General features: G+C 61.3%; 14 protein-coding genes, 1 tRNA gene and 1 rRNA gene. 9 read left to right on the forward strand and 7 right to left on the reverse strand.

Annotation, left to right across the window (positions count from 1 at the left end):
* The 3 genes from VKV28_07420 to VKV28_07430 all read right to left on the reverse strand — a co-directional run.
* Positions 1-1,499 (reverse strand): efflux RND transporter permease subunit (locus tag VKV28_07420; protein ID HLH76620.1); only part of this gene is annotated, 1,499 nt, incomplete at its 3' end.
* Positions 1,496-2,644: an efflux RND transporter periplasmic adaptor subunit gene (locus VKV28_07425; GenBank protein HLH76621.1), complete on the reverse strand. Its 1,149-nt coding sequence runs from the start codon at positions 2,642-2,644 to the stop codon at positions 1,496-1,498. The genes VKV28_07425 and VKV28_07420, both read right to left, overlap by 4 nt.
* 110 nt (positions 2,645-2,754) lie before the next feature.
* A complete protein-coding gene (locus VKV28_07430) occupies positions 2,755-3,441 on the reverse strand; it encodes a TetR family transcriptional regulator (protein ID HLH76622.1) in 687 nt (228 codons plus the stop codon).
* Between the two features lie 159 nt (positions 3,442-3,600).
* Between VKV28_07430 and VKV28_07435 the strand changes: the two genes are divergently transcribed.
* Positions 3,601-3,675, forward strand: a tRNA-Glu gene (locus VKV28_07435).
* Positions 3,676-3,920: 245 nt separating this feature from the next.
* Here VKV28_07435 and VKV28_07440 read toward each other — a convergent pair.
* The 3 genes from VKV28_07440 to VKV28_07450 form a co-directional block, all read right to left on the reverse strand.
* Entirely contained in the window at positions 3,921-4,709 is a 789-nt protein-coding gene (locus VKV28_07440) for an ABC transporter ATP-binding protein (GenBank protein ID HLH76623.1), read from the reverse strand.
* Positions 4,710-5,353: 644 nt separating this feature from the next.
* Positions 5,354-6,007: an NUDIX domain-containing protein gene (locus VKV28_07445; protein HLH76624.1), complete on the reverse strand. Its 654-nt coding sequence runs from the start codon at positions 6,005-6,007 to the stop codon at positions 5,354-5,356.
* Positions 6,008-6,113: 106 nt separating this feature from the next.
* Positions 6,114-6,608, reverse strand: coding sequence for a universal stress protein (locus VKV28_07450; GenBank protein ID HLH76625.1), 495 nt, complete (start codon positions 6,606-6,608; stop codon positions 6,114-6,116).
* 118 nt (positions 6,609-6,726) lie between these two features.
* On the opposite strand from VKV28_07450, the gene VKV28_07455 reads away from it, so the two are divergent.
* From VKV28_07455 to VKV28_07485, 7 genes are all read left to right on the forward strand, one after another.
* Entirely contained in the window at positions 6,727-7,065 is a 339-nt protein-coding gene (locus tag VKV28_07455; GenBank protein HLH76626.1) for an Hsp20/alpha crystallin family protein, read from the forward strand.
* A 52-nt stretch (positions 7,066-7,117) separates the two neighbouring features.
* Positions 7,118-9,631, forward strand: coding sequence for an ATP-binding protein (locus tag VKV28_07460; GenBank protein HLH76627.1), 2,514 nt, complete (start codon positions 7,118-7,120; stop codon positions 9,629-9,631).
* A gap of 146 nt (positions 9,632-9,777) precedes the next feature.
* Positions 9,778-11,181, forward strand: a complete 1,404-nt coding sequence (locus VKV28_07465; protein ID HLH76628.1) for a nicotinate phosphoribosyltransferase — start codon at positions 9,778-9,780, stop codon at positions 11,179-11,181.
* Between the two features lie 197 nt (positions 11,182-11,378).
* Positions 11,379-13,166: a hypothetical protein gene (locus tag VKV28_07470; GenBank protein ID HLH76629.1), complete on the forward strand. Its 1,788-nt coding sequence runs from the start codon at positions 11,379-11,381 to the stop codon at positions 13,164-13,166.
* A gap of 27 nt (positions 13,167-13,193) precedes the next feature.
* The gene (locus VKV28_07475) at positions 13,194-14,915 is read left to right on the forward strand and encodes an HAD-IIIC family phosphatase (GenBank protein ID HLH76630.1); all 1,722 of its coding nucleotides are present in this window, start codon (positions 13,194-13,196) and stop codon (positions 14,913-14,915) included.
* Positions 14,912-15,556 carry a hypothetical protein gene (locus VKV28_07480; protein ID HLH76631.1) on the forward strand — a complete coding sequence of 215 codons (645 nt, stop codon included), beginning with the start codon at positions 14,912-14,914 and terminating at the stop codon, positions 15,554-15,556. The genes VKV28_07475 and VKV28_07480 overlap by 4 nt, the downstream gene beginning before the upstream one ends.
* Entirely contained in the window at positions 15,528-15,872 is a 345-nt protein-coding gene (locus tag VKV28_07485) for a hypothetical protein (GenBank protein HLH76632.1), read from the forward strand. The genes VKV28_07480 and VKV28_07485 overlap by 29 nt, the downstream gene beginning before the upstream one ends.
* A gap of 699 nt (positions 15,873-16,571) precedes the next feature.
* Here the strand turns inward: VKV28_07485 and VKV28_07490 are convergent.
* Positions 16,572-17,627: a 3-deoxy-7-phosphoheptulonate synthase gene (locus VKV28_07490; protein HLH76633.1), complete on the reverse strand. Its 1,056-nt coding sequence runs from the start codon at positions 17,625-17,627 to the stop codon at positions 16,572-16,574.
* A 515-nt stretch (positions 17,628-18,142) separates the two neighbouring features.
* Here VKV28_07490 and VKV28_07495 point away from each other — a divergent pair.
* Positions 18,143-18,525 (forward strand): 16S ribosomal RNA (locus VKV28_07495); the annotation flags it as partial.

Consider the following 18,525-nt stretch of genomic DNA (forward strand, 5'->3'; position numbering starts at 1 on the left):
AGCAGCAGCGCGCACAGTGCCGGGCTGAGGGTCAGGGAGTTGAAAGCCGACAGTAGGGTCGAGAAGGCAATGGTCAATGCAAACTGCTGGTAGAAGCGGCCGGTTATTCCCGGGATGAAAGCTACCGGCACGAATACCGCCGACAGGCCGAAGGCAATCGCGATGACCGCGGGCGTGACTTCGCTCATCGCCCGGAACGCGGCCTCGCGTGGGGGCAGACCCTCTTCCAGCCAGCGTTGCACGTTTTCTACCACCACGATAGCGTCGTCCACCACGATCCCGATGGCCAGCACCAGGCCGAAGAGCGACAGCATGTTGAGCGAAAAGCCCGCGGCCCACATCGCGGCGAAGGTGCCGATCAGTGACACCGGGATCGCCAGGATGGGGACCAGCGAAGCGCGCCAGCTCTGCAGGAAAATCAGCACGACCAGGGCGACCAGACCCACCGCGATGAGCAGCGTGCGCAGCAGATCGTGAATACTCTCGCGCACGAAAGGGGTGGTGTCGTGAGCGATGGCGTAGTCCACGCCCGGCGGAAAGCGCTTCTTGAGCTCTTTCATCTTGGCGTAGATCGCATTGGCGGTTTTGAGGGCGTTGGTGCCGGGAAGTTGAAAGACGGCCAGGCCAACAGTGGGATGGCCGTCGTAGTAACTGGCGGTACTATAGTCAGCGGCGCCCAGCTCGATACGGGCCACGTCTCGCAGGTGGGTAATGCGCCCGTCGCTACCTACCTTGACCACGATATCGCCGAACTGGGAGGGATCGGTGAGCCGCCCTTCGGCGTTGAGCGTGTACTGAAAGGCGGCGCTTTGTTTGGGCAGTGGTGGTCCGCCCACGATCCCGGCCGCCACTTGCACGTTCTGCTCCTTGACCGCGTTTATTACATCGCCCACGGTCATGCTGCGCACCGCCATCTTGTCGGGGTTCAGCCACAGCCGCATCGAATAGTCTCGCACGCCGAAAATCGTGATGTCGCCGACTCCGGGCAGTCGCGCGATTTCGTCCTTGAGCTGTAGGGTCACGAAATTGCTAATAAACAGCGCGTCATGCGAGTTGTCGGGTGAATAAAACGCGATGGCCAAGGTGATGTTGGGCGAGGCCTTCTTCACCACGACCCCTTCCTGCTGGACCTCGGCCGGAAGCTGCGGTAGCGCCACCGCTACCCGGTTTTGAACCTGGACCTGGGCCACATCCAGGTTGGTGCCGACCTTGAAGGTTACGGTCAAGGTCATGGTACCGGTGTTGGTGGACTGGCTGGACATGTACAGCATGTTTTCCACCCCGTTGACCTGCTCTTCGATCGGAGTGGCAACGGTTTTGGCCATGGTCTCGGCGTTGGCGCCAGGATAGGTCGCGGTGACGGTGACGGTGGGTGGCACGATCTCGGGATACTGGGAGATTGGCAGGGTAAAGGCGGCGATCGAGCCGGCGATAATCACGACGATCGAAATGACGATCGCGAATACAGGCCGATCGATGAAAAAATGCGCGATCTTCACGGTAGCGCTCCGCTTTGCCGGCTCACTGGGGGATCGAACTGGGTTTGCGGCAGGCGCGCCTCTCGTTCAACGAGGGCCAGTGCCTGCGCTGGAATCGGGACTTGGTGTGGAATTACCTTGCTACCCGCACTCGCGAACTGCATCCCCTCTACGATTACCCGCTCGCCGGGCTTAAGCCCCTGAGTAATCGCGCGCAGATCGCCGAAGAGTGCGCCCAACGTGACCGGTCGGCGCTCTACGATATTGTCCCTCCCCACGATCAGCAGGTAGCGCTCGTTCTGGTCGGTGTTAACTGCGGCATCGGGTATCAACAGCGCCCGGTAGCGGCCGCTGGCCGGAATATGAGCCAAGGCGAACAGGCCCGGAATCAACAACCCGGTGGGATTAGCCAGTACGCAGCGCAATTGCACCGTGCCTGTGCTGACATCGACCTGGTTGTCAATGAAATCGATCAGCCCATGATGAGGAAAGCCGCTCTCGTTTTCCAGTTGTAAGTCGCACGGCTCCTTGGCCTGGGCCACGTTAGCGTGCTTCTCTTCCAAGGCTATCTCCTGGTAGCGCAGCGCATCCCCCTCGGGCACATTGAGGTAGCAGTAGATTGGGTCGATCGAAACGATGGTGGTAAGGGTAGTGGCCTGGGCCGAGCCGCCGTTGACCAGGTTGCCCACGGTTACGTTAATTCGGCTGATGCGGCCGGCAATTGGGGCCCGTACCTCCGTCCATTGCAGATTCAGACGCGAACTCTCCAGCGCCGCTTGGGCCGCTTCCAGCGCGGCCTGTGCCTGCAGATAGGTCGCCTTGGCGTTGTCGTAATTCTCCGCCGACACCACGTGCGAATTAACCAGCGCCGAATAGCGCTGGTACTGAAGCTTAGCGTAGCCCACCGCCGCCTTGGCTTGCGCCACTGCGGCCTGTTTGTTGTCGAGGTCGGCCTGAAATGGGCGTGGATCGATCCTGAAGAGCAGATCGCCCTGATGCACCAGCGTACCCTCGCGAAAGGGCGCCTGCACGATGAGCCCGCTCACCCGCGCCTTGACGTCGGCAGTTTGTGGGGAGGAGAGATAGCCGCTGTACTGGTTCCAGCGGATTACCTCACGTTCCACCGGAAGGCTTACGCTGACCCTCACCGGCGGTCGCGTTGGCATCGCTGGCCGCGCTTGGCAACCCGCCGCTAGCAATGTTAGCAAAGCCGCGAAGAGGGGGGCGGGACGAAAATTACGAATCGAACTCATCTGTGATAGACGCCTGACAAATTCTAAGAATGGCGGTTGTTCAGGCCGGCGCGTTTGCTTCCTGCGGTCGCTGGCCGCGCGGCCGCTTGCAAGGGCTGCGTGGCCCCTTCCAAAAACATCCGGCTTACCGTGCTGACCACGGTCTGGTCCGAAAGCGGGTATAACTCCTTGCCGCCGGTCAATTCCTGGGTCAAAAGAAAAAACCAGAGCATGCCGAACAGGCATTGCGCGGCGGCCAGTGCGTGCTGGCGCCGCAACTGCCCGCGCTCCATCCAGCGCTCCAAGTAGGCTGCCAGAGCTTGATAAGCGGGTAGCCCCACCCGTTCGGCGAACAGCCGCGCGCGTCCGGGATGGCTCTGGATTTCATGGACGATTACCTGTGCTAGCCCTCTGCGTTGGCGCAGCAGCGGCCAGGCTTGAGAAATCAGCTTGGGAATGCCAAGTGCTGGTGGCGTCTGTTCCAGCGCGGCCACCATCGCGGGCATCTCGGGGAGTAATGCGTAACGGTCCAGGACGGCTTGCAGCAAGGCGTCTTTAGAAGGGAAGTATAGATACAATGCAGCTTTGGAGACTCCGGCTGCGGCGGCGACCTGTTCCATCCGGGCCGCGCTGAATCCGAGCTCGGCGAAGACGCGCAATGCAGCGTCTAGAATCGCCGCGCGGCGAGCCTGCGCATGTTCTTCGTGTCTGGCGGCGGCGATCCTACCCATTTGTCAAATATAACTGACTGGTCAGTTATTTGCCAAGCCAGCTCCAAATCGACCCGCATCGCTTGGCTGGCCTCCTGGCAGATCCCTGCTTGACCCCAGGACCAGGCCCGTGTAGTGCTGAAAAGCGCCTGTCAACCAGCGCTTTTTTTGATGCGCTTAGGTCCCATCGTCTAGTGGTTAGGACACCGGCCTCTCACGTCGGGAACGCGGGTTCGACTCCCGCTGGGATCACCAAGATTTTTCTCTCTCAGCACGTCTAAATTGTCCGCTTTTTGTCCGTGCGTCGAATTCCACACCAGTGCCTTGTTGGCGGCAATAGACTTCCTGGCGCTGAGGCAGAAATCGGCCTAGATTTGGCGCGCCCTCCGCTTGCCAGGTGTACCAAGCCGTCGCAGCTCTTGCGACTTTGTTCGACCCCGCTCGCTTCGCTCATCGGCATGACGAGCGGGTGCCTGTGTGAATGTCATCGACCTATTACATTATGTGACAAAATCATCAGCCGGCTTAACGCTCAGGTAATAGCGACCCTGGCGGCGGCTTAGGCTGACTGGTGCGGCAAAGGTTTCCGCCAAGCGCCGCGCGGTTAGAGTCGTGGCCTTGCTCCCAGCGGCCAGAACGCGACCGCGCTTGAGGATCAGGACGTGAGAGAAGGCTGGGGTGATCTCTTCGGTGTGATGGGTCACAAGAACCAGGGTAGGTCCGCTAGAGCGGCGCGCCAGCCGCTGGAGGAAGCGCAAGAAGTGCTCGCGCGCGACCGGGTCCAGGCCCGCGCACGGTTCATCGAGAATCAGCAGCTTGGGGCGCGCCATCAGGGCGCGCCCGATCAGAATTCGCTGGCGTTCGCCCTGGGAGAGATGGCGCCAAGGCCGCTGGCGCAGCCCGGCGCATTCAACTTGACGCAGAATCCGCAGCGCTTCGCCGCGCTGCGCGGCGGTCACCGGTTCCCACAGGCCAAACTGGGCGAAGCGGCCGCTGAGCACGGCGTTGAGCGCGGGCTCGTTATCTTCCATCAGATCGTGCACGCCCGAACTGACGATTCCCACCCGCTTGCGCAACTCGCGCCAGTCGCTGCGGCCATACGTCTGGCCCAGCACCGAGATGGCGCCGGCCGTGGGCGGCAGATAGCCAGTCAAGGTCCGCAATAAAGAGGTCTTGCCTGAGCCGTTGGCGCCCAGAATAACCCAATGCTGGCCGCGCTCGACGCGCCAATCGATGCGCTCCAGGATGGTCTCTTCGTGCGCGACGTGCAGCCCTTGGACTTCGATCACGGCGGGGCGCTGCCGTGCTCGCGCAGCGCCGCCGCCTTTCGACCTTGGCGGCCGCGAAATTCGGGGTGTCGGTCGCACCGAGTTGGTTTCCATGGGTCAGAAATCGGCCTAACAGCCGGAACAACTCGGAGCAAGTGGGCTGCCCTCACGTTATCAGAACGGCGCTGCCGGCCCCACCTGACCGCTGGCACGGCGCGTAGTTTTCAAGCCGTTACGGAGATCCAGGCGCAGACTATCGCGCGTCTGCGACCCCTATCCATGAGCGCGATGTCGCGCCATATACTCGTGATTTGTCGGTACGCAAACCTCCCACCACGGACGTGATGACCCCGCACGCAGTTTTGACCGCCAGCGGCACGGAACCGGCTCTTGCGCAAACACAAGCCTTCGTTTGTCCTGCTGAATGAAAGTGCGCTTCGCCGCGTTGAGGCCGCCCGTGGGTTCTACTTCGATTCGGGGAAATAGAGGTGTTTGTGGACTCTATCGGCCAGAGAATACGTGACTTTCGAGGAAAGGGGCGCGAACTGCAGGCTGGGCGAGATTTTTCGCCGTGGATGAGCGCTGGCGCATGTTATGGCAAACTTTCGCCTAGCCTATGCAGGTTTGTGTCGTAGATAACAAGCGCCGAGCGATGATTTGTGCGGTCAAAGATCGAAATCGGGCTCGCGACGATGCTCAAAATGAAACTGGCGCGCAACGTCGATCCAGCGGGTGTCGCGCAGATGCATCGGCTGGGGTAGTGCGTCCAGTGGCCAGAAGCGGGCTTGGCGAACTTCGTTGAGGTTGGGCTTCAGCTCTCCGTCCTCCAGCCGGCACAAGAACAGAAGCACATAGCCATGCGCCGCGATTAAACCGTGCCTAAGCGTATCGAGCACACCCAGCAGATGCAACGGCGTTACGCGCAGGCCGGTTTCCTCGCGCACTTCTTTGGCCACATTGTCGCTGGCCGAGAGACCGACATCGCAATAGCCGCCGGGATAAAGCCATCCACCGCTTAAGCGCTGGATGAGGAGCAACTCGTTGTGCCGATTGAAAACCACCCCGCCGCATCCCACCTTGGGTGTGACGTAGCCCGAAATGCTATCGCCGACCTCGGCCCGCCAGCGCTCGAGCATTGCTTGCGCATCGCTTGCGCGCGCGCTGGACACAAGCGCGCGCAGACGGGCCGTCTCGGACAGCATCTCGCTGTAGCGCTCGGCGTCGAAGACAGGAGGGTTGAAGGCCAAGCCCGTTTTGGCGCTGGCTTCGATACGCTGGAGAAAGCGACTGAACTCGACGAGGAGATCTTCCGGGCTCATACGGGCAGTTTAGCTCACTTTGCGGCCGGGAAGCGCGACTTTTTGCTCGCGGACGGTCGCTCGCTGCCGAAGAAGGGGCCGGTTGGCGTAGGTTCCGTGCGCTAGTTTATTTGTCCAAAGGATGGCGGAACTTGCGGTCGGGATGGCGCACGGTGAGGACGGGGCAGGGTGCCTTGGCGACAACCCGGTCGGCTACGCTGCCCAGCAGCATATGGGCCAGACCGGAGCGGCCGTGAGTGGCCATTACGATAAGGTCGGCGGTCTCGCTCTGCGCGGTGGTGAGGATTTCCACGAAGGCCGCGCCGACCCGCAGCAGGCTGCGTGCTCGCAGGCCGCTATCGCGCAAATTGTGCACGATCCGATCCAGCTCGCGCTGGGCGGCCAGCCGTTGCTCCTCGGCGATCCGCCCGATAGTCTCCAAGGCGAGCGGATCGGCGCTGCCACCCGGATCTAAGCTGAAGGTGACCGGGGCTAGCGCTTGTGCCACATGCATCACGATCATCTCGGAGCCGAACTTGCGCGCCAACTCCTCAGCGTATTGCAACGCGTGGTTGGAATCTTCAGAGAAGTCGGTAGGAGCGAGAATCTTGTTGAACGGCATCAAAGCAGACCATACCGCGCCGGGGTCAGATCGGCAAGCGCATAAAGGGTTGCCTGACACCGCTGGACGCGAGCGTCGGGCGCGATACAATTGTTCGCAGGTCGTGTGAGGGAGCCCGGTGGCGCATTTTGTAGTAAATCCGCTGGAAGAGTTCGAGCGGGCGCTGGAGCAGGCGTTCGACGAACTGCTGATCGGGCGATGGCAGGCGCCCCTAGGCCAGCGCCAGCCGATGCTGGTGGCGGAAAGCCCTACCGCCTATGAAATCCGGCTGGCCGGCGCAGGCTTACGCCCTGAGCAGATTGAGGTCGAAACCACGCGCTTGACGCTGACCGTGCGCGCCAACCTGCGTGGCGGCGGTTGGACGCGCCAGCTTAATTTTTCCCATCCGATCGATATTAAGCAGGTCTCGGCACGTTGGGACGCCGGTGTGCTGACGGTCGTTGCGCCTAAACTCTAGCCGTAGGCGGATTGGCCTGCGGTCCACTAATTCATTTTCGGGTGAAAGACTCATGCCTGGACAAGGCTCCGATCCTAACACATCCAATCTGATTGCCGCGCCCGCCATGGCGGAGCTGGAAGCGGCGCAATTGCGCGGCATGGCCCCGCTGACGCAGCCAGCGGCGAGCGAGCGCGGACCCAGCGAAGAATTACTGGGCCAGGGGCGCGCGCTGGATGCGATCCGAATGGCGATCGGCATCGCCGCCCCGGGTTACAACATCTTCGTCACCGGGGTGCGCGGCGGGCGCGAGCGCGAGGCGATTTTGCATCTGTTACGCACCCGTGCGGCCGAGATGCCCACCCCCGGCGACTGGGTTTACGTCAACAACTTCCAAAGCGCCGAGTCGCCCATCGCGATTGCGCTCAAGGCGGGTCAGGGACGGGATCTGGCGGAGCGGATGAGCGAATTGGTCAACTACGTGCGTGACCAGTTACCCAAGGCCTTTCGCCAAGAGGGCTTCGATCACGAACGCAATGCGCTACGCGAGAAATACAACAAGCTGGCCCAGGAGCTGTTCGGCCGGCTGGAGGAGCGAGCCAAGGAGAAGGGCTTTGTCTTGAGCAGTGCCGCCAACGGTCAGCCCATCTTCATCCCCCTGATCAACGGCCAGATGCCGGCCAATCCCGAAGCTCTGCAGGCGGAATTGACCCGTATGAGCGACGAGCAGCGCGCCGACTTGGGCCGCCGCCAGGACGAATTACAGGGGGAGCTGGCCACCATCGTGCAGCGCCAACAAGAGATGATGCGCGACTTGATCAAGGATATCCGCGAGATTGAGCGCGCCTTTGCCGGTCGCGTCATCCGCCCGGCCGTGGAGGTGCTCAAGCAGCGTTACGCCAACCCGGCGGTTGAGCGCTACCTGGACCAGGTGGCCGAGCACATGCTCTCCCATCTGGAGCGTTTTCGCGAGCATCCCGAGCATCAGAACCCGGACAATCCGATGGCCGCCGCGATGGCGGCGGCGGAGGCCGCTATCGCCGATTACCAGGTCAACGTGCTGGTCGATAATTCCGCCACCAGCGGCGCGCCGGTTATTCATGAGCCGGCTCCCAACTACAAAAATCTCTTCGGTACGATCGAGCGCTGGATAGATCCGATGGGCCGTCCCAGCACCAATTTCACTCGTATCATCGCGGGCTCATTCCAGCGCGCCGATCACGGCTTCCTGGTAATCGATCTGGAAGACGCGATTGTCGAGCCCGGGGTGTGGAAGACGCTCAAGCGCAGCCTCAAGACCGGCTGTATCACAGTCGATACCCTGGAGCCCTTTCAGTTTTTTTTCAGCAGCGGCCTCAAGCCCGAATCGATTGCGATCAAGAACAAGGTGATTGTGCTGGGTACGCGCAATCTCTACAACCTGCTGTACTTCTATGACCCTGACTTCGCCGAGCTGTTCAAGGTCAAGGCCGAGATTCGGCCGGTGATCGACGTCAGCGACGAGGCGGTACGCTACTACGCCAACCGGATCGCGGCGCTTGCCAGCCAGGAGCAGCTTCCCACCTTCGACGGCGGGGCCCTGGCGCGAATCGTCGAGTACGGGATGCGGCTGGCGGGCGAACGCGGGCGGGTGCTCACCCTGATGGAGCCGATCGACGATCTGGGGCGCGAAGCCGCCTACTATGCGCGTGCTGCGGGCGCGCCGGAGGTCAGCGCGGAGTATGTCGAACGCGCTCTGCACGAGCGGGTGCTGCGACTCAATTACATCGAAGAAGAGATCCGCCGAATGATCGCCGAGGGAGTTCTGGTGGTGGAACTCAGCGGCAAGCGGGTGGGCCAAATCAACGGACTGGCGGTAATCGACGTTGGCGGTTACGCCTTCGGTCGTCCCTCGCGGGTGACCGCCACGGTGGCGCTGGGTCAGGCTGGGATCATCAATATCGAGCGCGAGGCCCGCTTGTCGGGTTCCACGCACGATAAGGGAATCATGATTTTGGCGGGTTTCCTGCGCCAACGCTTCGGCCAAAGCTTTCCGGTGGCGATGAGCGCGGGGGTATGCTTCGAGCAATCCTATTCGGGAATTGACGGCGACAGCGCCAGCTCCACCGAACTCTACGTACTGCTTTCGGCGCTCAGCGGTCTGCCTATTCGTCAGGATTTGGCGGTGACGGGTTCGGTAGATCAGCACGGCCAAGTCCAGGCGATCGGCGGGGCCAACGAAAAGATCGAGAGTTTCTACCGGGTTTGCAAGGTCGTGGGCTTAACCGGGACTCAGGGCGTGATGATACCGCGAGCCAACCTGAATAATCTGATGCTGGAATCGGAGGTGGTCGAGTCGGTGCGCCGAGGCGAATTTCATCTCTACCCTATCGATACTATCGATGACGGAATTCAGTTGCTGACTGGGGTCAAAGCGGGAAATATCGACGAACCGGGGACGGTCAATTACCTGGTCCATCAACGCTTGCGCCGGATGTTCGAGGCGATCCGAGGCCAGGATGGACGCGAAACCCGGGTCATCGCCGAACTCCCCGCATCGCCGGGACCACCGGCGCCGCCCGAACCGCCTACACCGCGAGTGAGCTGATTCTTTCGATCCGTCGCACTTGTCAGCTTCGGGCGCAGGCCAATTGCAAGCGAGCCCATTTTGCTGCGACAATTGCGCGACCCCTGGGTCCGACCGGCGACCGGTTGGTTTAGCCGGGCCGTCCAAGAGAAGAGGTCCACCGCCTGATGAGCAGCGACCTGCAGTTGGATAGCGCCGACAGCGCTTTGTTGATCGATTTGTACGAATTGACCATGGCCGCCAGCTACTTGGAGCGCGGTCTCAACGAGCCGGCTGCCTTTGTTCTGAGTCTACGCCGTCTGCCACCGCGGCGAGGTTACCTGGTCGCGGCTGGACTGGCGCGGCTGATCGACGCGGCGCGTAATCTGCGTTTTTCGCCCAGCGCCCTGCAGTATCTGGACTCGCTGCAATTGTTCAAGCCGCAATTCCTGGATTATCTGGCCAACTTTTCCTTCACCGGAACGATCCGGGCCTTACGCGAGGGCACGATCTGCTTCGCCGACGAGCCGATCGTCGAGGTATATGCGCCTCTAATCGAGGCCCAACTGCTCGAAACTATCGCGATTAACCAGATTGGGGTGGCCTCCCTGATTGCGACCAAGGCGGCGCGCTGCTTCGGGGTGGCCGGCGGCCGGCGCCTGATCGATTTCGGACTGCGCCACAGCCAGGGAGTTGACGCCGGGCTAGTGGCCGCCCGCTCCAGTTATCTAGCCGGCTTCCACGGCTCCTCCAACGTACTGGCCGGACGTCTCTATGGGATCCCCATCTACGGCACGATGGCACACAGCTACGTAATGGCGCACGAGCGCGAGCGCGACGCCTTTATCGATTTCGGCCGCTCATTTCCCAAACTCAGCACCCTGCTGATCGATACCTACGACACGGTCAAGGGCGCGGCCAATGCTGCAGCGGTCGCGCACGAACTCAAGGGTGAGGGCTTTGAGTTGCAGGGGGTGCGTTTGGACAGCGGCGATCTGGCGGACCTCAGCAAACGAGTGCGGCGCTACCTCGATGGTGAAGGGCTGACCCGCGCCACCATTTTTGCCAGCGGCAACCTGGATGAATACGCTATCGCCGAACTGGTGCGTTCTAAGGCGCCGATCGATGCCTTTGGCGTGGGCAGTGCGCTGGCGGTCAGTTTGGACGCCCCAGTGCTCGATCTGACCTATAAGCTGACCGAGTACGCCGGCTCGCCGCGCTTCAAATCCGCCCATGGCAAGATAACCTTGCCTGGTCGCAAGCAGCTCTTTCGTGCCTGGGACCGCAGTGGCCAGTTTTATGCCGATGTCGTCGCCCTGTTCGAAGAGACCACGGCCACCGTGACGCGCGAATTCAAGCCCACCCCCGAGCGCGTAATGCCGTTATTGGAACCCTGCCTCGAGCACGGCCAGCCGCGTCTCCCGCTGACGGAGCTGGCCCAGGCGCGCGAGGAGTTTCTGAGCGAATTTGCCCGCTTGGACCAGCGCTACAAGGCGTTGGAACGCCCCGATAACTTCCGGGTGCGGTTGAGCGCCGCGCAAAACGCAATGTTGATCGCGGAGAAGGTCAAGGCGGCACGCCGCCAAACCTGACTTCAGCGTCAGGGGGGCGACAAGTTTCCCGGTTGTAAGCTCTGCGCTTTCCCGTTGTAAATTCTGCTCTCTTCGCGGTCAGGAGTTGCGCAAAAGCCTTGCGAATTCTTGGCGATCTGTCCGGGTATAAGCCTTGCTTAGTGCCACCACGGTAGCTCTTGGTCCCTTGACGGACAGGCACCGGAAGGTGTTCTCGGTTGCACAGCCAGACGCACAGCTCCCGCTACGGTAGGCTGACTATTATTTCCTGCGCCCCCACCCAGGCGACGGACGCGCGGTTGGCAGCGCTGGCCAGGTTCTGCGGTTTGACCCCGACGGGTTCTGAATCGCTCGGCGGTGAGCCCGACCTTGAGTGCGATGCGCTCATCGCCAGCTTCGCGGCATTTGCCCAACTCACCCATGCCGCGCGCTCCCAAATTTTGGACGAAGAGCGCTTGGTGCTGCTCTACGCCCAGGAGCAACAGGGATGCGCGGCTCCCGACAATCTCGTTGGCGCGCTGACGCAGGGTGCCCTGCGCGGTCCCAGCGCTATTTCAAGCTCCCCGCTCAGGGTTACGCTGGCCCAGGAGATGCCGCCGGGGTGTCGTCAACTGCGCGGGCTTTCGTTCGAGATCGTTCCCGACCAGGCGGGTTGGCGAGCTTTTGTCCCTCAGGTCGGCTCCCCAGCACTGGAACCCGTCGTGACGCTTGGCGGGAGCCCATGGCTGGTGCGGGTCCGGCGTGCTCAAGGCGATCTCTTCCTGCTCGCCGGGGGCCGTGCGCTGGACCTCGACGCAGCTTGCTCGGCGGCTGGGATCCAGCCGCTACAGTACCTGGAATTGCTGCCCTGGCTGATTTTCATGCGCACCGCGGGAGGCGAAGCCTGCTGGCATAATCCCAATCCGCGCGCCTGCCTGCTGATCGACGATCCCTTGCTGCGGCCCCGCTACGGCTATCTCGATTACCACCAGTTGGCACTGGCCATGGACGAGCATCGCTTCGCCACCTCGATTGCATTCATTCCCTGGAACTATCGCCGCAGCCAACCCCGCGTCGCCGCCCTGTTCCACCGCCGCCCCGGCCAATTCTCGCTGTGTGTGCATGGCTGCGATCACACTGCCGGCGAGTTCAAGCGCGGGAGCGTCGCCGACTTGCGTGACAAAAGCCGGCTGGCGCAGACCTGGATGGCCGCTCATCGCGACGCCACCGGTATCGAGCACGAGCCGATCATGATTTTTCCCCAGGGCGGTTTCATTAAGGCGGCGCTGCAGGCGCTGGACGCGGAGGGCTATAAGGCGGCCATCAACACCTCCGTCCTGGCTGCTGACTGGCAAGTAGGCGATCTGACTTGGCGCGATCTGCTTGAGGTTGCGGTGACGGCCTACGGCGGTTGTCCGCTATTTGCCCGCTGGTACCCGCGCGATCTGTTCGCGATCGCTTTTGGCGTCTTTGTGGGCAAGCCCGCCTTTGTGGTCGAACATCACGGCTATTTCAAAGCCGGATGTGAGCCGCTGGCCGCGTTCGTGACCAGGCTCAGCCAGCAGATCGAGCAACTGGAGTGGGACTCTCCGGGAGAAATCGTAAATGGAGCGGCGCTGATAAAGTGCGCGGGTCCGCATGAGCGATGGCTGCGGTTTTACACTGACGATTTCGTCTTCAAGAATTCTTCCTCGCAAGCTGCAACCTATCGCCTGTATCGCCGCTTGACTAACGGCGAGCCAACCGGGCTGATTCATGATAACCGCCCGCTTGACTTCGAGTTACAAGGCAACGATCTGGTGGCGCAATTGACCACGGAACCCGGCCAACGTGTCCGAATCAGGCTTTTGCGCGCCAAGGAGCCGGCCTGGGGCCCGGGACCTCGTCGCCCGCCGTGGTATCGAGCCCAAGTCGCTTCTCGCCGGCTGCTGTCGGAATTGCGCGACAACTATCTGTCCCGTAGCCCATGGCTGCTGGGCCAGGCCAAAGGGCTTAGCGCGATTTTGCAACGTGCGGCTGGTCTGTGAGGGCACAACCGAGGTAAGGCTGGAAGCGTGCATCGCATAATCGTGATTTCTGACTTCAACGCAAGCAACTTGGCGGCTCTGCTCGCGCGTTCGGACGCGATCGAGGCTCACTGCGCGCCCTTCGGCCAGGTGATGCAATGCCTGCTTGGCACCGCACCGGCCGCCGTGCCTGCCGATGCCGATATCGCGGTGGTTTGGACCACTCCCGAGGGGGTGTCGCCAGCCTATCGCCGTCGTCTGCTGGGCGAGGGCGCAAGCCTGGAGGAAAGCGCAGCCGACGCGCGCCGCTTGGGCGAGGCCCTCGCTGACCTGCCCAGCCATATCCGCCATATCCTGGTGCCAACTTGGTCGGCCACCCATCCTCTCTTTGCGCGCCGTAACCTGCTCGATTTCGATCCCGAATACGGGCCGGCGGCGGCGCTGCTGCGGATGAACGCCACGCTTGCGGAAAGCGCGCGCGCGGACCGGCGAATCTACCTGCTCGACTCCAGCCGCTGGCATGGCCTGTGCGCGGCTATCGCCTATGACCCCCGCCTGTGGTACGCCAGCAAGACCCCTTTTTCGCTGGATCTGTTCAAGCTGGCCGCAGCCGATTTAAGCGCCGCGATTCGCGGCATGGATGGGGGTGCCAAGAAACTTCTGGTCCTTGATCTCGACGGAACGTTGTGGGGCGGAGTAGTGGGCGACGACGGTTGGGAGGCGCTGCGGGTGGGCGGGCACGATCCGGTGGGTGAGGCCTATCGCGATTTTCAGAGCGCTGTGCGTGCGCTCACCCGCCGCGGCGTGGTGCTGGGGATCGTAAGCAAAAACCACGAGGCCGTCGCCCTCAACGCGCTCCGCAGCCATCCCGAGATGGTGCTGCGGACGGAGGATTTCGCGGGCTGGCGGATCAATTGGCAGGACAAGGCGCGCAATATCGTAGACCTCGCTCAGGAGCTTAACTTGGGCCTGGATGCCGTCGTCTTCATCGATGACAACCCGGTGGAACGCGACCGTATCCGCCAGGCCCTGCCCGAGGTGCTGGTTCCGCAATGGCCCTCCAATCCCGCCTATTATTGCGCCGCCCTGGCCGCGCTGGACTGTTTTGACGGCCCCGTCGTGAGCGCCGAAGATCGGGCGCGCACCGCCATGTACGTTGCCGACCGCGAGCGCAAGCGGCTGCGCCAGGATGCTTTGGGACTGGAGGACTGGCTGCAAAGTCTACAGCTGACTCTGGAGGTGGAGCGCCTTGGGGAATCCAACCTGCCGCGCGCCGCCCAACTGCTCAACAAGACCAACCAGCTTAACCTCAGCACCCGCCGTCTTTCCGCCGCCGAATTTATGGCCTGGTCCGGGCAGGACGATCACGTAGCGCTGGTGTTCAAGGTAACCGATAAGTTCGGCGATTATGGACTGGTAGGAATTGGTACTTTGGCGCTGGAACCAGACCACAAGAGCGCGCAAATTGTGGATTTCGTCCTGAGCTGCCGGGCGATGGGGCGCAAAGTTGAAAATGCGATCATCGCGGTGTTAGCCTCCAGCGCGCGCGCCGCGGGCGCTAACCGCCTAGTCGCACAGTATATCCCCACGCCCAAAAACGCTCCTTGTCTGGAAGTCCTGGAGGGGCTGACGGTAAACTCAAGGCCCGAAGAATACCTCTTCGTGTGGAACCTGGAGCAAGAACCACCCTGGCCCGATTGCGTCAAGCTGGTGTGGAAGGATCAGCTGGCGGAGGCCGTTCGCGGCAAGGTCGCGTCGGTATCGGCATGAAAGATCGTGATGAATCGGTCGGCACCGGCCATGGGCTGGGAGGAACAAGCGGGGTGGGCGCGATCGCTCAAAGCGCCAAAAAAAACGCCTGGCGCCGTGCCTCCAATCGGATTTTGCACCTCTTGGCGCGAGTCTGTCCCGGCAGTTACAGCCTGCGCCCACGGCTCCATCGATGGCGCGGCGTGACCATCGGGCGCGGGGTGTTTATTGGCGAGGATGTCTATCTCGAGAACGAATACCCCGAAGCGATCGAGATCGGTGATAATTGCGAAATTGGACTGCGCACCGTCATTCTGGCCCATCTGCGCGGTCCAGGCCGAGTGGTGATTGAGCCCAATGTCTTTGTTGGGCCCTGTTGTCTCATCGCCGGCGCCAATGGCCGGGTCTTGACCATTGGTGAGGGCGCCGTGATTGGCGGCGGTGCCGTGATTACCGCGGACGTGCCTGCTGGAGTCCTGGTTAAGCCGCCTGCCTATCCGAGCGCCGCCCAGGTTCAGGTGCCGCTGGTGGGCGCGACCTACCAGGAATTTCTGCGCGGGCTACGACCGCTTCGCGCAAACCGCCGCTCGAACCGCGGCACTCCGTCAGTTGCGATCGTCAAGGCTGAGGTGAATGAAATTGGTCGATCAAATCAAGCTTGAATCGTATCAAGATGACTCCGGGCGCCTGGTTACTTATCAGGCCCTTGAAGCGGCGGTCTACCGCGCAATCGATCTGCTCAATGAAACCTTGGCCGAGGGCCAGCAACTCGCTAAATCGCCCGGGACCATACTGGCCGACCGCGGCGGGCGTCTGGATTCGATGGCTATGGTCAATCTGATGGTTTTTGTCGAAGATGCGGTATTCTCGGAACTGGAACGCGAAATCGACTTGATCGGCGTCAATCCCTTACAACCCGAAGACCTCAAAACGGTGGATACTCTAATCAATGCGCTAGGTCGACTCCTCAGTCAGTAGCCACTTAATCGCGCGGCACCTTGCCCCAGCGTCGCTTTGTAGTGGACCAATTGATGATTGCTATTTTACGATCGCCCAGTCGCCCTACAGAGTGTCAGAGATCCATTCGACACTCGGTCCCGTGGATTGCGCTTTCCGCCTGCTCTGACAAAATGCCGAAGCCGGTCATCGAGCAGGCCAAAGGGTGGCGCTCCCGCGTCATCCTAAGTGCCAGCTAAGAAACTGGCAGCTAGGACTCACTGGAATGAAACTCTCCCGCGGACGCCTGTCATAGCGGACCCCTTGTTTTCGGTATCCGTTCGACACCTTAGTAGGTGTTTGTGAGGGCGTGCTCGCGATGCTCGCGCTAGTTGAGGACAAGCTTCCGAGTCTGCTCCGCGTCCGCTATTATTCGAATACGCTCAGCTCATAAAAAATCTCTGGCGGCTTAGGCCCTCGGCGGACAGTGCAAGCCGCACGAAGCCGCGTCTCGATGTGCGTTCGTTCCGGCGGCTGAGGATCTTCAAGAATCCGGTCAGTAGGCTTACTTTCGGCAGTGGGTATTAATCATGGGTGTGGAACTTTTTGGCCTTCGCTTCGAGGGTCTTAGTCAAAAGCTTACTTATCGGTGGTTTTTGGTTTCATATAAATGGCGTTGAGTGAGTACTAATTCGATTAGTATTATCTGATTGTCGCCGTGGACTTAGCGCGGGATAATGCTTAGCGCGAATGAAGGTCGGCCAGGCGGGCGGCGGCTTGGCGCAGACAGCGCTCTGTGGTCGGCCAATCGATACAGGGGTCGGTGATGGAAACGCCATAGGCAAGGTCGCGTGCATTTGTGCCCAGGGGCTGATTACCGGCGAACAGGTTGCTCTCGACCATTACACCTAGAATCGAGCGATTGCCCGCCATGATTTGGGTCAACAGGGCGTCCAGTACCAGAGGCTGGCGGGTGTAGTCCTTGTTGGTCTGACCATGCGAGCAATCGACCATTAGGCGGGTGGGAAGCGCGGCCCGTGCCAGCATCTGTTCGCATTGGGCAATACTGGTGGCGTCATAGTTGGGGCCACGGCCACCGCGCAGCACGATATGGGTAAGCGGATTACCGGTGGTGCGGATGATCGCGGTCTGGCCATCTTGGTCGATACCCAGAAAAGAATGGGGCCAGCGGGCCGATTCGATGGCGTCGATGGCGATCTTCAGGTCGCCGTCGGTGCGGTTCTTAAATCCGAGCGGCATGGAGAGGCCGCTGGCCATTTCGCGATGGGTCTGAGACTCGGTGGTGCGGGCGCCAACCGCCGCCCACGAGATCAGGTCGGCCAGGTACTGCGGCGTGATGGGGTCGAGCAGTTCGGTGGCCGCGGGCAAGCCCAACAGCGCGATTTTCAGCAGCAGTTCGCGAGCGATTCGCAAACCCGCCTGCATGTCGCAGGAATCATCCATGCGGGGGTCGCTGATTAGCCCTTTCCAGCCGATAGTGGTACGGGGCTTTTCAAAATACACCCGCATCACGATGAGAAGTTGCTTGTCCAGTTGGTTGGCCAGCGCGGCCAGCCGCTCGGCGTACTCCCAGGCCGCCGCCGGATCGTGGATCGAGCAGGGGCCGACGATGCACAGCAAGCGGTGGTCCGAGCCGCTGATAATGCGCGCGATGGCGTGGCGTGTGTCGGCGATCCACTGGGCGGTGGCTTCGGGCAGCGGTAATTGGCTCTTGAGCAGGCGCGGTGGAATCAGCGGCTCCGTGCGGGCGACGTGAAGATCGTGGATCCTGACCATGATTTGCCTAAGGCGGGCGCCGATTGTCCCTGAATCAGACGCGCGCGCCAAGCATATTTGTAGCGAAAAACTGGCGCGGGCAGAAGCTGGGCGAGGAAATTGGCGCGTTGCCCAGGGGGCAAAATGCCCTAAATGGCAAGCGCGGCCCTTCGATTGCCTGTTCGCGAAAAAGCGCACCGGGGGGCTTGCGCGGCTTAGGTAAGGCCGCTAGATTGCAGCGGGTCGGTCACAGCAGGCCGCTGAAAACCAAGGGTGGACTCAGCAGGGCGCAAGGCGCTCTAGGCCTGGCTGGCCGGCAACTTGACAGCAAAACCACAAAAGATTAAAAGTTGTGGTTACCCCAAAGTGGGGCGTTGTTCTTTGAAAACTGAATAGTAGTGCATGCCTTTAAATGGGCGACGGGAATTTCGGTTGAGAGACCGGAGACCTCGTCCAATTCCGAAAGTTAGCGGTCGATCCCCCCGCCACGATGCTTTCGCAAGAAAGCTTCGCTACGGGAGGTGAAACCTGAGCTATTTATGGAGAGTTTGATCCTGGCTCAGAACGAACGCTGGCGGCGTGCCTGAGACATGCAAGTCGTGGGAGAAAGTCGGGGCAACCCGGCTAGTAAACCGGCGCACGGGTGAGTAACACGTGGGTAACCTGCCGGGGAGATTGGGATAACCCGTCGAAAGACGGACTAATACCAGATAAGACCACGGATAGTTCGCTATCTGGGGTAAAAGGTGGCCTCTGCTCTTGCAAGCTATCACTTCCCGAGGGGCCCGCGGCCTATCAGCTAGTTGGTGAGGTAACGGCCCACCAAGGCTAAGACGGGTAGCTGGTCTGAGAGGATGGTCAGCCACACTGGGACTGAGACACGGCCCAGAGTCCTACGGGATGCAGCAGTCAGGAATAT

It is taken from the genome of Candidatus Binataceae bacterium (assembly GCA_035294265.1).
Lineage (GTDB): Bacteria > Desulfobacterota > Binatia > Binatales > Binataceae > DATGLK01.